The following is a 15,052-nucleotide window of genomic DNA, read 5'->3' as shown; positions in this document are numbered from 1 at the left end:
TCCGGGCAAGATTCGTTGCTTGCTTGCACCTTATGTGCCGGGTCTGATAGGATGTAACCACAAAATATAGAGTCTGCACTAAGGACGAGCAGTTTACGTGAGCGATACGCCAGAAATCCCTGAAAACATGGACGAAACCCCGCCCGAGCGCCCAGTGTATGACGGCCCGACGGTCTCTATCGAATCCGAGATGCGCACGTCCTACTTGGACTATGCCATGTCGGTCATCGTTTCCCGCGCGATCCCCGATCTGCGCGACGGGCTGAAACCGGTGCATCGGCGGATTTTGTACGCCATGCACGAAACCGGGAACACCCATGACAAGGCGTATCGCAAATCGGCCCGTCCGGTTGGCGACGTGATGGGTAAATACCACCCGCACGGGGACTCAGCTATCTATGACGCGCTGGTGCGGATGGCGCAGGATTTCTCGATGTCTTTGCCGCTGCTGGATGGTCAGGGCAACTTTGGCTCGATGGACGGCGATAACCCGGCGGCGATGCGTTATACCGAAGTTCGGATGGACAAGCCCGCCGCCTCGCTGCTGGCCGATATCGAAAAAGACACGGTCGATTTTCAGGACAACTATGACGGCAAGGACCGCGAACCAACCGTCCTGCCCGCCCGTTTCCCCAACATGCTGGTCAATGGTGCCGGTGGTATCGCCGTGGGTATGGCAACCAACATCCCGCCGCATAACCTGGGCGAGGTGGTCGATGCCACGCTGGCGCTGATCGACGATCCGGACCTGACATCCGAGCAACTGATCGAATACGTCCCCGGCCCCGATTTTCCGACTGGCGGCGTGATGCTGGGCCGGTCCGGTGCCCGCAAGGCATATCTTGAGGGGCGCGGCAGCGTCATCATCCGCGCCAAGACCCGCACCGAGGAAATCCGCAAGGATCGCTATGCCATCATCGTGGACGAAATCCCCTATCAGGTGAACAAGGCCGCGATGATCGAAAAGATCGCCGAGGCCGTGCGCGAGAAGCGGATCGAAGGCGTGGCCCACGTTCAGGACGAATCCGACCGCAACGGCGTGCGCGTCGTGGTCGAGCTGAAGCGCGATGCAACACCAGAGGTGGTGCTGAACCAGCTTTACCGCTTTTCACCAATGCAGACCTCGTTCGGCTGCAACATGCTGGCCCTGAACGGTGGCCGCCCCGAGCAACTGACCCTGCGCCGGTTCCTGACCTCGTTCATCGACTTCCGCGAGGATGTTGTCGCCCGCCGCACCGCCTACGACCTGCGCAAGGCGCGGGAACGCAGCCATATCCTGTGTGGTCTGGCTGTGGCTGTGTCAAACGTGGATGAAGTGGTCGCCACCATCCGCTCGTCGGCTGATGCCGCCGAGGCGCGCGAAAAACTGATGACCCGCCGTTGGCCAGCCTCCGAGATCGAAGGCTATCTGCGCCTGATCGACGATCCTCTGTCCAAGATGAACGACGACGGCACCTATAACCTGACCGAAGTTCAGGCCCGCGCCATCCTCGACCTGCGCCTGCAGCGCCTGACCCAACTGGGCGTCAAAGAGGTCACGGACGAGCTGGAAGAACTGGCCGCCAAGATCAAGGAATACCTGGATATTCTGTCCTCGCGCGAGCGCATTATGTCGATCATCGGTGATGAGCTGCGCAGTGTGCGTGAGCAATTCGCCGTACCCCGCCGCACCGAGATTGTCGACTGGTCCGGCGATATGGAAGATGAGGACCTGATCGAGCGTGAGGATATGGTCGTCACCGTCACCTCGGGCGGTTACATCAAGCGCACGCCGCTGGCCGATTTCCGCGCGCAAAAGCGTGGCGGCAAGGGCCTGTCGGGGATGCAGACCAAGGAAGAGGATGTGGTCACCAACCTCTTCGTGGCGAACACCCATACGCAGCTGCTGTTCTTCACCACCGAAGGCATGGTCTACAAGCTCAAGACCTGGCGTCTGCCGCAGTCCAGCCGGACAGGTAAGGGCAAGGCGATCGTCAACATCCTGCCGATCCCGACCGGGGTTTCCATCGCGGCGATCATGCCGGTGGATGTGCCGGATGAGGAATGGGAAAACCTGCAAATCGTCTTTGCCACCAGCGCCGGAGACGTACGCCGCAACCGTCTGTCGGACTTCACCAATGTCCGCCGCAACGGCAAGATCGCGATGAAACTGCCAGAGGATGTGGAACTGGTAAACGCGCGCATCTGTTCGGAAGATGAAGACGTGATGCTGGTCACCAATTCGGGCCGCGCGATCCGCTTCCGCACCACCGATGTGCGGGTCTTCAACTCGCGCGAATCTACCGGTGTGCGTGGTATCAAGCTGACCAATGGTGACCGCGTGGTCTCGATGTCCGTAATCCGCCATTTCGAGGCTGACCCGGATGAACGCGCCGCTTACCTCAAGATGCGCCGCGCCGTGGCGGGTATCGCGGACGATGGCGAGACCGATGAGGACGAAGCAGCCCCCGGCGTGATCACGCAGGAACGCTATGCCGAGATGTCGGCGGCCGAGAACCTGATCCTGACCATCACCACCGGCGGCGCAGGCAAGCTGAGCTCCAGCCACGACTACCCGGTGCGTGGACGTGGCGGCATGGGCGTGGCGGCGATGGACAAGGCTATGCGCGGCGGCGAACTGGTGGCGTCCTTCCCGGTCGAAATCGACGATCAGATCATGCTGGCGACCTCCAAGGGCCAATCGATCCGGGTTCCGGTCGATGGCATTTCCTTCCGCTCGCGCAGCGCGGGTGGCGTGCGGGTATTCAACACCGGCAAGGGGGAAGAGGTTGTCTCGGTCGCCTGGATTGCAGACCAAGGGGATGAGGAAACCGAGGAGTAACCCTCACATTTTCCAACACTTATGAAACAAAGCTCCCGTTCTTGCGGGCGTTTTGCCGTTCTGGATCACGTTATCGGCAAGCGCCCGTTTGGCGCGCTTGCCCGAGGCCAATCCGAGGCCTAGCTTTCTTAACATGTGGTCCTTTGCCCATATCCGCCCCGCCTACAGCCGCGCCGAGCGCGTAAGCGATGGTGTGATCCATGTGCTTGGCGTGTCGTCCGCCCTGATCGCCGTGCCGATGCTGATCATCCTGACGATCTACTACCGATCGGACCCAGTGGCCGTTCTGGGCGCGTCGATCTATGGCGTGACGCTGGTTTTGATGCTGACCTTCTCAGCGCTTTACAACATGATCGAACACGACGATTGGAGCGCGTTCCTGCGCCGCCTCGACCATTCGGGTATTTACGTCAAAATCGCGGGCACCTACACGCCGTTCCTGCTGTTGTCGGGTACGCAACCAACGGGGCTGCTGATCGGGCTTTGGTTTTCGGCAACCCTGGGATCGGCGCTGAAGATGTTTGACCCGAACCGATTCCGCTGGTTCGGATTGGCGCTTTATTTGCTCATGGGCTGGGCCGCCGTCTGGGCCGGTCAATCGATGCTGGCTGAGCTATCGCCCACAGTCATCACACTGATGATCGCCGGAGGGCTGGTCTACACCGCGGGCGTCGCATTCTATCTGCTGGATTGGTTGCCGTTCCACAACACGATCTGGCATATGTTTGTGCTGGTCGGCAGCGTCCTGTTCTTTGCCGCCGTTGCCGCGCGGATCGAATTGGTTCAGGTGGTCTAGCGTCCACCCGTGCCCGACCCTTGAGCCCGCAGCAAATCCTCCACAGCCCATAACCGATCCTGCCCCCAAATCGCCTGACCGGCTACGTAGAAACTGGGAACGCCCCACAGACCAATCTCTTGCAGTCTGCTTTGGTTTTTCTCAACCCGGTCGTGCCATGTTTGAGTGGCCAGAGCCTGACGCGCGGCCCCCCAATCCAGACCACTGGCGCCCGCAATTCGCGCCATACCCTTGTCGGAGGCTGCGTCCACTCCCTCGGACCAGACCAGACGCATGAAGGTCGAGCAGTAGGTCGCCAACCGATCAAGATCCTCGGCATGGTCGAACAAAGCGTACCCGCGTTCGACGCCAGGCCCCAAAGGATCACAAATTCGACCAAACGGGATCTTCATTCTGCGCGCTTCACGCGCACAATCGCCAAGGATGTAGCCGGACTTGAGCTTGGGTACCGGCAGCCCCCGCATCAGCATCGGCAGAACGGGGCGCAGGATCAGGCGAGCGTTGTAGCGGTTGGCAAGATCAACAACGCGGTCAAAAGCCAGGTAGGAATATGGGCTGCGGAATGAGAAAAAGAACTCCAGCTCCATACTGCCCTGAATGTTCGGTAGCCGCGCGTTTTCTTTCAAGGGCGCTACCGGCGCATCACCCTGACGCAGGTGTAGCTGCGAAAGCCGGTCCTCCAGATAGTGCAGCCGATCAACGCCCCAATACCATTCGCCGCCATAGTAAAACGTTCCACCCAGGTAATGTCCCATCGCGGCGAGTTTTTGGTCGCCGACCTCCATCGCCTGCCCGGGATCCACGCCACCGTCGTCGGGCATAGTCTCCCTGCCCCAAACGCCTGCGGTGACAGCACGCAGGCGTTCTGCGGCGTCAGGTTTTCCTAAAGCATCTGCAAGAAGGCGCTTTGCGGTTTCCACCTTCTTTGCCGCCGGTTCCTGCGGCGCATCCAGCCCGATCCGGCGGGCCAGACGCCCTGCATCCATCAGGGCGTTTTGCCGATGTTCCGTGGGCGCGGGGATCGCATCCGAATGCGGGCCAGAGATCACATGAATGCACAGTTTAACGCGATAGCGCTCCTGAAATTCGGGCAGGATCTGCGCGGTCAGATAGCAATAGGGATCGGCGACATCATGAAAATAATGCACCTCATGCTCTGCACCGCGCAGCTTGCGTCGAAGCTCTGCCACGCCTCTGCGCGCCGATTGCAGATTGCCGCTGGTTATGGCGGCAGCCAAGTGGGATTTAATCTGTGTTTTCACGCAGAACCGGCGATCAAAGTGGCTTGGACATGTCCAGTTTACGCACCACAGCGCCAAACGCCACGCTGTCACACAACAACGTGACGGCAGATCGTCAGAGCCCGTAAAGCGCCCCGAATTTCTGCTCCAGATAAGCCAATAAGGGCTCCGGCCCCGGCTCGACCCCGCTGGCGCGCCGGATGATCTCGCGCGGGGCGAAAAGCCCCCCGTATTGCTGCACGCTTTCGCGCAGCCAAGTGGTCGCGCCCGAGGTGTCCCCTTCGGCCAGTTGACCATCCAGCCCCGGCACCGCGTTGCGCAGGGCCTGATACAGACACCCGGCATAAACGTTGCCCAGCGAGTAGGTCGGGAAATAGCCGAACAGGCCAACCGACCAATGGACGTCCTGCAGGCAGCCGTTCGAAGGTTTGTCGACAGCATAACCGAAATCGGCCTTGAAGCGGTCATTCCACGCGGCTTCCAGATCGCTGACCTGAAGGTCTCCGGCCATCAGCGCGCGTTCCAGGTCGAAGCGCAGCATGATGTGTAGGTTATACTGCACCTCGTCCGCTTCTGTCCGGATATAGCCGTTATGGACGCGGTTCACCGTGGCATAGAATGCATCGGCATCTGCGATCCCGAAATCCCCGAACGCGTCGCGCATTTGGGTGTAGAGCCATCCGGTAAACGCACGCGACCGGCCAATCTGGTTTTCATAAATCCGGCTTTGGCTTTCATGTACGCCCATAGACACGCCGCTTCCCAATGGGGTCAGCGCATAGGCCGGGTCGATCCCTTGCTCATAGGCGGCGTGTCCGACCTCATGAATGGTCGAGTAGAAGCAGTTGAACGGGTCCGTTTCGCTGGTGCGTGTGGTGATCCGCACATCCGATCCGCTGCCCGAGCTGAACGGGTGCACCGCCTTGTCCACCCTGCCCCGGTTCAGGTCGTATCCAAACGCCAGCGCCAGGGTCTGCGAAACGCGCATCTGGGCCGCCTCGTCAAACGTACCGGCCAGCGCCTGCGGCGCAGGCTTGTCCAGAACGGCCGCGCGCAACGCCACCAAACGCGGGCGCATCTGATCGAAGATCGCCGCAATCTGTGCGCCGGTTGTGTAGGGCTCGTAATCCTCGACCATCGCGTCGTAGATGTCGCCGCCCTGCGCCAGAGCGGCACCTTCTTCGCGTTTCAGGGTCACGACCTCTTCCAGAACCGGAAGGAAGGCTGACACGTCCTCATCCGCGCGCGCCTGTGCCCATTTTCCCTGCGCTGCCGAAGTGACACGGGCGATGGCTTTCGCCAGATCGGCGGGCACTTTGACGGTACGCTCATAGGACCGGCGGATTTCGCGTAGCTGTGCCTGACCTGCTGTGTCCAAAGCTTCGGCCTGCTCCAGCCATTCCGCCACACGCGGGTCGGACCGTCGGGCATGCAGAACCGCCTCGATCGCGGCCATTTCCTCGGCCCGTTGGGGCGCGGCCCCGCGCGGCATCACCGTTTCCTGATCCCAGCCTAGGCGGCCAGCGATCTGCCCAAGGGCCGAGGTTTCGCGTTGAAAGGCCATCAGGTCGTCAAAGGCAGTCATCGGGCTCAGGCTCCACGAATTGAAGTTGCAATGGGATAGCCGCTCAGGAAGCGGGCGCGCAGGATCAGAGTCCAGACCACGACGGCCATGAACTGGTGGAAGATCGCGATCTGCCATGGCGCGGCATACAGCACGGTGATGACACCAACCACGACCTGTAGCGACAGCGCCGCAAAGGCCGCGTTGAAGGCGAACCGGGTTTGCGGATGCGCACTGGTCTGGCCGCGCCGCCAGACGATGATCGCGAAGATGAACAGCAGATACCCGGCGCAGCGATGGATGAACTGCACCAATCCGGGGCTTTCAAAGAAATTGCGCCACAGGGGGTCTATTGCGGTTGCATCCGGTGGCAGAAGCTGCCCGCCGATCAGCGGCCAATCGGTGAAAGACCGCCCGGCATCGATCCCGGCGACCAGCGCGCCAATGAGTATTTGCAAAAAGGTGAAATGCAGCAGGCCGGTCGACAGCGAGAACAGTTTCGCCTCTTTCGCGCGGCGGGCCTGCATCAGGTCGCGTTCCTCGCGCCCAAGTTCAAAGATGTACCAGGCCAGGAAGCCCAGGATCACAAAGGCCAGTCCCAGATGCACCGCTAGGCGATAGCTGGCGACGGCGGTCATCCCCTCACCCTGCGTGACGCCCGAGGCGACCATCCACCAGCCGACCGCGCCCTGAACACCACCCAAAGCGCCGGGGATCAGCAACTTGCCGGTCCAGCCGGTCGGGATTTTGCGGGCGACAAGGAAGCCGAAGAAGCCAAGCGCCCAGACCAGACCAATCAGGCGACCCAACTGTCGATGGCCCCACTCCCACCAATAGATGAACTGAAAATCGCTCAGTTGCATCCACTGGTTCTGGATGCGCCACTGGTCGATCTGCTTGTATTTGTCGAATTCCGCCTGCCAGTCGGCCTCGGTCATCGGCGGGATCGCCCCGGTGATTGGACGCCACTCGGTGATCGACAAGCCGCTGTCGGTCAAACGGGTCAACCCGCCCACGGCGATCATTACAACGACCAAGGCGAACAGGATCATCAGCCAGGCGCGGATCGCCTTGCGCGCGCCACCGCGTCCCTTGTCGATCATACCCGGCTGCACGGCTTGTTGTTTTTCGCTGTCTGAGACGTCTTCGAAGATGCTGCGCTTGGCGCTCATGCTGTCCTCATGTGTCCTGGATTTCGTCGCAAGCTAGGGCCACTGACGGGCGAGGTCCAGCCTCAGCCCTTATCTTTCCAACGGACCATCTGCCGCATGATCCCGTGCAACATCTGCACATCGGCCCGCGTCATGCGCATCCGCGACCAAAGGTTGCGCAGGTTGGTCTTCATGCCGTCGGCCTTTTCGGGCGGATAGAAGAACCCGGCCTCTTCCAGCCGATCTTCGTAATGCTCGACCAGTTTCTCGACCTCGATGCCGGTGGCCCAGTCGCCCTTGCCCAAATCGGTGGCTTCATGCACCACATCGCCGGTCTGGCGCATCCACTCATAAGCGGTCAGCAAGACACATTGCCCAAGGTTCAGCGAGGCATATTCCGGGTTCACCGGCACCGAGATGATGGCGTTTGCCTTGGCGATATCTTCATTCTCAAGCCCTGCCCGTTCGGGGCCGAACAAAACGGTGACCTTTTCACCCGCCGCCACCTTCTGGGCCGCGACCTGCATGGCGCGTTCCGGGCTGTAGACCGGTTTGGTCAACCCGCGCTGCCGCGCCGTGGTGGCGAATACGAATGTACTGTCGGCCAGCGCGCCTGCCAGATCATCGAACAGCTGCGCCTCGTCCAGCAGCCGCCCCGCCCCGCTGGACATCGCCACCGCCTTGGGGTTCGGCCACCCGTCGCGCGGGGCCACGATCCGCATCCGGTCCAGCCCGAAATTCCACATCGCCCGCGCGGCGGCGCCGATGTTTTCACCCATCTGCGGGCGCACAAGCACGAAGGAAGGCTGGGATGTATCGCTGGGCATGGCTGTCTCCGAAAAACTCCGCCCGCTCTAATCCGCCAGCTTTGACAGAGCAACCCGATCCTCTTCTTCTGTTCCCAAATACCCGCTCGGCAGGCTTAAAAGTTTGCTTCCCCGCCGCAATCCGCTAAACCGCGCCAAAGACTGAAAGCGAAGGACGCGCCAATGGACACCCCCGAGCAGCCGCAGATTTATCTGATCACACCGCCGACCATCACGCTCAGCACCTATCCGGACCAGTTGGCGCGGGTGCTGGACGGGGCCGAGATCGCGTGCATTCGTCTGGCGCTGGCCGGCAATGACGAGGACACCATCGCCCGCGCTGCCGATGCCTGCCGCGAGGTGGCCCATGCGCGCGACGTGGCCATCGTAATCTCGAACCACGTGCTGCTGGCGCAACGGCTGGGGCTGGACGGGGTACATCTGGATGATGCCGCCCGGTCCGTGCGTGCGGCCCGCAAGGAACTGGGCGCGGACGCGATTGTCGGCAGTTTCTGCGGGGCGTCCAGCCATGACGGAATGACCGCTGGCGAGGCTGGCGTCGATTACGTCGCCTTTGGCCCGGTCGGCACGTCGTCGTTGGGCGATGGTACGCTGGCTGAAAGGGACCTGTTCCAGTGGTGGTCCGAGATGATCGAAGTTCCCGTTGTGGCCGAGGGCGGCCTGACCCCCGACCTGATCCGCGACCTGTCGCCCTGCACCGATTTCTTCGGCATCGGCGATGAAATCTGGTCAGCCGAGGATCCGTTGGCCGCGCTGAACGCGCTATTGGCCCACATGCCTAGCTAAGCATCCACGGCGCGACCATCCAATAGACCCCGACACCCGCAATCAGGATCGAGGCCAGAACCGATACCCGGCCTCGCATCCGATGCGACCCGCCAGAGATCAGGGCAGCACCGGCATAGCCTGCCGCCGCAACCGCGCTGAGTGCAGCCACCGCACCCCCGGCAAATCCCAGGATGGCGGGTGGCAGGTGATCGGGCGGCACGCCAATCGCGATCACGGAGGCGCTGAGCACGTTGCCCAGAAGCAAACCGGCAGCAAAAACCGCCAGTAATCGAAAGACGTGAAGACGCCTCAGGATCAGGTTCCAGAGCCCCAGAATGACGATGGCGGATGTGAGGGCGATAGAGGCTACAAATGGTGACAGCCCCAACGCTCCGTAAACCGAAAGCGCCAGTCCGAAGACCAATCCGATCGACAGGAACACCATCTGGGCGATTACTGCGCGCAGTGTCAGGGACAGAAAAACCAAGGCCAGAACCAGCGCGATCTCTTGCAAACCGTTGGGCACGATACGCGAAAACCCTTTGGGGAAGAACACCTGCACCGCCTGTTCAGGGCTGAGGGCCGCGCCGCCTTGCAATGGGATCGAAGGACTGGATTCTCCGGCCATGAGATAACCGGTGTAAGGGGCGGCCACCTGTTGCTGTTTCAAAACAACCGGCCCATGACCCGCAGGCCATGTCAGGCGCAAATTGGACGCCCCATTCGGCAAGGGCGCTGTCAGCAACAGCCTTGAAACCCGGGGGTTGGCGGTATCGCCGACAACGGGAATGCGCACCCCTTCATAGGCCAGAACGACCGGGCCACCGGCCTCAACCTGCAAGCGCGCCTTCCAGTCGGTGACAAACGCGCGGACCTCGGGCTCCAACTCGGACGAGACCCTTTGGCGTAGCGCCCGGTAGCCAGCATTGTCGGTCAGGTCAGGATGGGTTTCAGGATCAATCCCCGCCAGAAACATCTCGGCGTTCAGGGTGATTTCAAGAAACAGGCTGTCTGCCTTGGTCCAGAACTCGACAATCGTCGGCGGCGGGGTCTGGGCTTGGACGGGCATCGCCAACAGCATCAGACCCATCATCAGGCGGAAAAAGCCGCTCATGCGCAACGCTCTGCAATAGAAATCAAATCACAAATCATACCGGGCCGAGTTTCCCGCCGAACGCATCAGATCGCAAGCCTGAACGCACAGCACAGGCGGTTTATCTGTGTTGGCGTTAACGTTCGGACTTGCAAGGCCCCCGGTGCTGCGGCATGACAGCGGCATGACTCAGAACAGCGACATCCTGTGTATCGGTTCGGTCCTGTGGGACGTGATCGGGCGGTCGGCCAGCGCCATGCGGCAGGGATCGGACGTGCCGGGCCGGATCACCCGCCTGCCCGGTGGCGTTGCCATGAACATCGCCATGACGCTGGTGCGCTTTGGCATGACCCCGACCCTGCTGACCGCCATTGGCCGCGACCCCGAGGGGGACGAGTTGGTCAATTCCTGCGCACGGCTGGGAATGGTGACTGAACATATCTATCGCTCGCAGGACCTGCCCACCGACCGCTATATGGCCGTCGAAGGGGCCAACGGGTTGATCGCCGCCATTGCCGATGCACACTCGCTTGAGGCTGCAGGGGCCAAGATCCTGCGCCCCCTGATGCATGGTCCGCTGGGATACGAAAACACCCCCTTCGAAGGCCCGATTGCGCTGGACGGCAACCTGACGCTGAACCTGCTGGAAGAGATCGCGCAAAGCCCGGCCTTTGGCAAAGCCGACCTGAGGGTCGCCCCCGCCTCGCCCGGCAAGGCCGAGCGCCTGCTGCCCTTCCTGAAACACGCCCGCGCGACGCTGTATGTCAATCTGGAAGAGGCCGGTCTGCTCTGCCAGCGCGAGTTTGCCGATTCCGAATCCGCCGCCAAGGGCCTTCTGGACCGGGGCGCGCTGCGCGTGCTGGTGACAGACGGGGGCAACTCGGCCACCGTCGGCTCGTCGTCGGGTGTTCTGACCCAAACCCCGCCCTCGGTTCTGGTAACCCGCGTCACTGGCGCAGGTGACACCTTCATGGCCGCCCATATCGCCTCAGAAGCGGGCGGTGCCGACGAACAGACGGCCCTGACCCGCGCGCTGAACGCCGCCGCAACTTACGTTTCCGGAGAAACTCCCCTGTGATCAACATCCACTACTCAGCCGAGGTCCGCGCCGCCAAAGACGCAGGCCAGCCCATCGTGGCGCTGGAAAGCACCATCATCACCCATGGCATGCCCTACCCGCAGAATGTCGAGGTCGCAGCCCAGGTGGAAAAGGACATCCGCGACGCCGGGGCCGTTCCGGCCACCATGGCGGTGATCGAAGGCGTGCTGCATGTCGGACTGGAACCCGATCAGTTGCAATCTTTGGGTCAGGCGCAGGGCGTCGCCAAACTCTCACGCGCGGATATGGCCGCCTGTATCGCAACCGGGGGCACCGGGGCCACCACAGTCGCCGCCACCATGATCGCCGCACAATATGCGGGGATCGAGGTGTTTGCCACCGGTGGCATTGGCGGCGTGCATCAGGGTGCCGAAACCTCGTTCGACATTTCCGCCGATTTGCACGAGCTTGGCCAAACGCCGGTTACAGTGGTGGCTGCAGGGGCCAAGGCCATTCTAGATCTGGCCAAAACGCTGGAAGTTCTGGAAACTCTGGGCGTCCCGGTGATCGCCTATGGGCAGGACGAATTCCCCGCCTTCTGGTCTGCGAAATCCCCCTACGCTGCGCCCCTGCGAATGGACAGTGCCGAGGCCATCGCCAAAGCCCACGCCACCCGCCGCGCGCTGGGGCTGCCCGGTGGCCAACTGGTCGCCAACCCGATCCCCGCAGCCGACCAGATCCCGGCCGACGAGCTGGCCCCGATCATCGCCGCCGCGCAAGGCGATGCCGAAACCCACCGGATCACCGGCAAAGCCGTGACGCCGTATCTGCTGCAACGGATCTTTGAAAAGACCCAGGGCCGCTCGCTAACCGCCAATATCGCATTGGTCCGCAACAACGCCCGTTTGGCGGCGAACATCGCTAAAGCGTTGGCAAACGGTGTGTAACTCCGCCCTATTGCACGGGCGCGTTGGACTGCTTAACTAATTCCGCAAATCACCCGGACCTGTAATGAATACACCGTTTGACGAAGAACCCCACCGCCGCCCCGGCCTGTTTTCGCGCCTGCGCGCGTCGTTCCTGACAGGGATCGTCGTCATTGCTCCGGTCTGGTTGACCGTGTGGCTGATCTGGTCCGTTGTCGGCTGGATCGACAGCGCCGTTCTGCCGCTGGTGCCACAGCAATTCCGGCCCGAACAATATGTGGGCATCAACCTGCGCGGCGTCGGCGTTATCATCTTCCTGGTGTTCACCGTACTGGTCGGCTGGGTGGCCAAGGGTATTCTGGGCCGGTCCTTCATCTCGTTCACCGAAAGTCTGGTGAACCGGATGCCCATCGTGCGGTCGATCTATTCCGGCATCAAACAGATCTCGGAAACGGTCTTTGCCCAGACCGAGCGGTCCTTTGAAAAAGCCTGCCTGGTGCAATATCCGCGCCGTGGCATCTGGGCCATCGGCTTCGTATCGACGACCGCGAAGGGAGAGGTCAGCACCCGCGCGGAAACCGGCGGCGATCTGCTGAGCGTGTTTATCCCGACCACACCCAACCCGACCTCGGGCTTTTTGCTGTTCTTTCCAGCCGAAGACGTCATCCTGCTGGACATGAGCATCGAAGACGCCGCGAAACTGGTGATCTCGGCCGGTCTGGTCTATCCCAACGAAAAAGACCCGACCCAGCCGCCCGAGTGATCAGCCGAACATCGCGGGCAGATCAACCGTACTGTTCTGGCCCAAGTCCGATTTGTGGCGCCTTAAGAACCCGTCTGCGGCGTCACGACCCGCTTGTTTCAGCTTATGCAGGATCACCGGGTTGGGCACCGTCTTGGTGGCAACCGACAGGCTGTTCATCAGTTCGTTATCCGCAATCATATGCACCAGAACGCGGCTCATCTCTCCGGCCTTCAGCTTGCCCTCCTCCAGCAATCGCTGAACGAAATTGATCGCCCGCAACTCGCGGAACAGGGATGAGTTAAAGCTGATCTCATTAATCCGGTTTTGAATCTGCTGCGGCGTCACCGGCAGTTCATCGCGCTCCAGCGGGTTGATATTCACGATCACCACATCATCCGGCAAATCATCGCCAAACAACGGGTACAAGGCCGGGTTGCCGGTATAGCCCCCATCCCAATAGGCTTCGGTCCGCTCCGTCTCGGGGTCGTAAATCTCAACCGCCTTGAACAGCGTCGGCAAACAGGCCGAGGCGAGGATCGCATCGGTCGAAATCTCCTCCCCGGTGAACACCCGGATCTTGCCGCTGCGCACGCAGGTTGCGCAGACAAACAGGCGCGGCCCCTGATCGGCGCAGATTTCCTTGAAATTGAACCGGTCCACAACGGGTTCCAGCGGGTTCGTATAGAACGGCCCGTAGGCATAGGGCGACACCATCCGCGACCACGCATCGCCAATGGAATACGGCAGCGAGTACTCCATGGCCTGCGCAATGCTCGCAGGCTCCAACCCGCGAAACCAGTTGGCCAGCCGCATATCGCCCACGGCCCCCATCCGCTTCCAAAGCTCATCCAACCGCGCCCGCGCGCCGTCTCGGCCCGAATGCACCATGCCGGATTTGAACGCCGCCCCGTTCAGCGCCCCCGCCGAGGTTCCGGTGATCGCCGCAACCTCAATATCTTCCTCATCCAGAAACCGGTCGAGCACCCCCCAGGTAAACGCCCCATGCGCCCCACCGCCCTGCAATGCCAGGTTGATCTGTTTCAAGACCCCGCCCCTTCTTCTGTTCAAAAATACCTCGGGGGTATGGGGGCAGAGCCCCCATGGAAACTCACAAAGCCGTCCAGCCCCCATCGACCGAGATCGTCGTGCCGGTGATCTGCGCCGCCGCGTCCGAGCACAGGAACTGCACGGTTCCGCCCAATTGCTCAACCGTTGCGAACTCTTTCGACGGCTGCCGCTCCAGCAGAATGTTCTTCACCACATCCTCGCGGCTCATGTTGTATTCCTTCATCGTGTCGGGAATCTGCGCCTCGACCAGCGGTGTCAGCACGTAACCGGGACAGATCGCATTGCAGGTGATCGGCTCTTGCGCGGTTTCCAGCGCTACGGTTTTGGTCATCCCGACAACCCCATGCTTGGCCGCAACATAAGCCGCCTTGAAGGGCGAGGCCGTCAGCCCGTGCGCCGAGGCGATATTGACGACCCGCCCCCAGCCCACTGCGCGCATCATTGGCAAGGCCGCCGCCGTGGTGTGAAAGGCCGAGTTCATGTTGATTGCAATAATCGCGTCCCATTTCTCGACCGGAAACTGATCGATTGGCGACACATGCTGAATACCCGCGTTGTTCACCAGAATATCGCAGGTCCCGGCCTGTTCGATCAGCGCCCGGCATTCGTCACCCTTCGACATGTCCGCCTTGATGTAGCGCGCATTGGTGCCGGTCTGCTTGGCAATCTCGGCGGCCAAGGCGTGATCCTCATCCCGGTCGGTGAACGAGTTCAGAACCACATCCGCCCCGGCCTTGGCCAGTTCGCGCGCGACGCCCAGCCCGATCCCCGAGTTTGATCCTGTAATGATTGCTGTTTTGCCCGACAGGCTCATGACCGTTCTCCCTTAGCATCAGATTGGGCACAGCATGCCATGCTGCACCTGCAAAGAAAACGGGGAAAGACGCCGCTAAAATACCGCGGTAAGACCGCGCGAACCGACCAAAAAAAACGCCCGCACGAAGCGGGCGTTAAGTTATTGAGGCAGGTTTCATACAGGCAAGAAACCTATCGAGCAGTGAGACCTTTATAAG

General features: G+C 61.4%; 13 protein-coding genes. 6 read left to right on the top strand and 7 right to left on the bottom strand.

Going from position 1 to position 15,052, the window contains the following annotated elements; all coding sequences use genetic code 11:
* Positions 1-127: 127 nt before the first annotated feature.
* Together gyrA and trhA are read left to right on the top strand one after the other, a co-directional pair.
* Positions 128-2,821, top strand: a complete 2,694-nt coding sequence (gene gyrA, locus ACR0E6_RS03620) for a DNA gyrase subunit A (RefSeq protein ID WP_480582209.1) — start codon at positions 128-130, stop codon at positions 2,819-2,821.
* Between the two features lie 133 nt (positions 2,822-2,954).
* Positions 2,955-3,617 (top strand): PAQR family membrane homeostasis protein TrhA, encoded by a 663-nt coding sequence (gene trhA, locus ACR0E6_RS03615; protein ID WP_480580980.1) that lies wholly within the window; start codon positions 2,955-2,957, stop codon positions 3,615-3,617.
* Here trhA and ACR0E6_RS03610 read toward each other — a convergent pair.
* From ACR0E6_RS03610 to ACR0E6_RS03595, 4 genes are all read right to left on the bottom strand, one after another.
* Positions 3,614-4,807: a DsbA family protein gene (locus ACR0E6_RS03610; RefSeq protein ID WP_480580978.1), complete on the bottom strand. Its 1,194-nt coding sequence runs from the start codon at positions 4,805-4,807 to the stop codon at positions 3,614-3,616. The genes trhA and ACR0E6_RS03610 overlap by 4 nt on opposite strands.
* 166 nt (positions 4,808-4,973) lie before the next feature.
* On the bottom strand, positions 4,974-6,443 hold the full coding sequence (locus ACR0E6_RS03605; RefSeq protein WP_480580976.1) for a carboxypeptidase M32: 1,470 nt from the start codon (positions 6,441-6,443) through the stop codon (positions 4,974-4,976).
* Positions 6,444-6,448: 5 nt separating this feature from the next.
* Positions 6,449-7,594, bottom strand: a complete 1,146-nt coding sequence (ctaA, locus tag ACR0E6_RS03600; RefSeq protein ID WP_480580974.1) for a heme A synthase — start codon at positions 7,592-7,594, stop codon at positions 6,449-6,451.
* Positions 7,595-7,656: 62 nt separating this feature from the next.
* Positions 7,657-8,400 carry an RNA methyltransferase gene (locus ACR0E6_RS03595; protein WP_480580972.1) on the bottom strand — a complete coding sequence of 248 codons (744 nt, stop codon included), beginning with the start codon at positions 8,398-8,400 and terminating at the stop codon, positions 7,657-7,659.
* Between the two features lie 162 nt (positions 8,401-8,562).
* On the opposite strand from ACR0E6_RS03595, the gene ACR0E6_RS03590 reads away from it, so the two are divergent.
* Complete coding sequence (locus tag ACR0E6_RS03590) at positions 8,563-9,186, top strand: thiamine phosphate synthase (protein ID WP_170629638.1); 624 nt, start codon at positions 8,563-8,565, stop codon at positions 9,184-9,186.
* Here the strand turns inward: ACR0E6_RS03590 and ACR0E6_RS03585 are convergent.
* Complete coding sequence (locus tag ACR0E6_RS03585) at positions 9,179-10,282, bottom strand: HupE/UreJ family protein (protein ID WP_480580970.1); 1,104 nt, start codon at positions 10,280-10,282, stop codon at positions 9,179-9,181. The genes ACR0E6_RS03590 and ACR0E6_RS03585 overlap by 8 nt on opposite strands.
* Before the next feature lie 163 nt (positions 10,283-10,445).
* Here ACR0E6_RS03585 and ACR0E6_RS03580 point away from each other — a divergent pair, with 163 nt between their 5' ends.
* From ACR0E6_RS03580 to ACR0E6_RS03570, 3 genes are all read left to right on the top strand, one after another.
* Positions 10,446-11,339 carry a PfkB family carbohydrate kinase gene (locus tag ACR0E6_RS03580; RefSeq protein ID WP_170621872.1) on the top strand — a complete coding sequence of 298 codons (894 nt, stop codon included), beginning with the start codon at positions 10,446-10,448 and terminating at the stop codon, positions 11,337-11,339.
* Entirely contained in the window at positions 11,336-12,247 is a 912-nt protein-coding gene (locus tag ACR0E6_RS03575; protein WP_480580968.1) for a pseudouridine-5'-phosphate glycosidase, read from the top strand. Before ACR0E6_RS03580 ends, ACR0E6_RS03575 begins: the two co-directional genes overlap by 4 nt.
* 64 nt (positions 12,248-12,311) lie before the next feature.
* Positions 12,312-12,989 carry a DUF502 domain-containing protein gene (locus ACR0E6_RS03570; protein ID WP_170450295.1) on the top strand — a complete coding sequence of 226 codons (678 nt, stop codon included), beginning with the start codon at positions 12,312-12,314 and terminating at the stop codon, positions 12,987-12,989.
* Here ACR0E6_RS03570 and ACR0E6_RS03565 read toward each other — a convergent pair whose 3' ends face one another.
* Both ACR0E6_RS03565 and ACR0E6_RS03560 read right to left on the bottom strand, forming a co-directional pair.
* On the bottom strand, positions 12,990-14,015 hold the full coding sequence (locus tag ACR0E6_RS03565; protein ID WP_480580966.1) for a patatin-like phospholipase family protein: 1,026 nt from the start codon (positions 14,013-14,015) through the stop codon (positions 12,990-12,992). It lies immediately after the preceding gene.
* A 64-nt stretch (positions 14,016-14,079) separates the two neighbouring features.
* Positions 14,080-14,853, bottom strand: a complete 774-nt coding sequence (locus ACR0E6_RS03560; RefSeq protein WP_170450291.1) for a 3-hydroxybutyrate dehydrogenase — start codon at positions 14,851-14,853, stop codon at positions 14,080-14,082.
* Positions 14,854-15,052 lie beyond the last annotated feature (199 nt).

The organism is Ruegeria sp. AP12, assembly GCF_056540025.1.
Note: the sequence above shows the minus strand (reverse complement) of the source record. Positions and strands in the feature narration are given on the sequence as shown.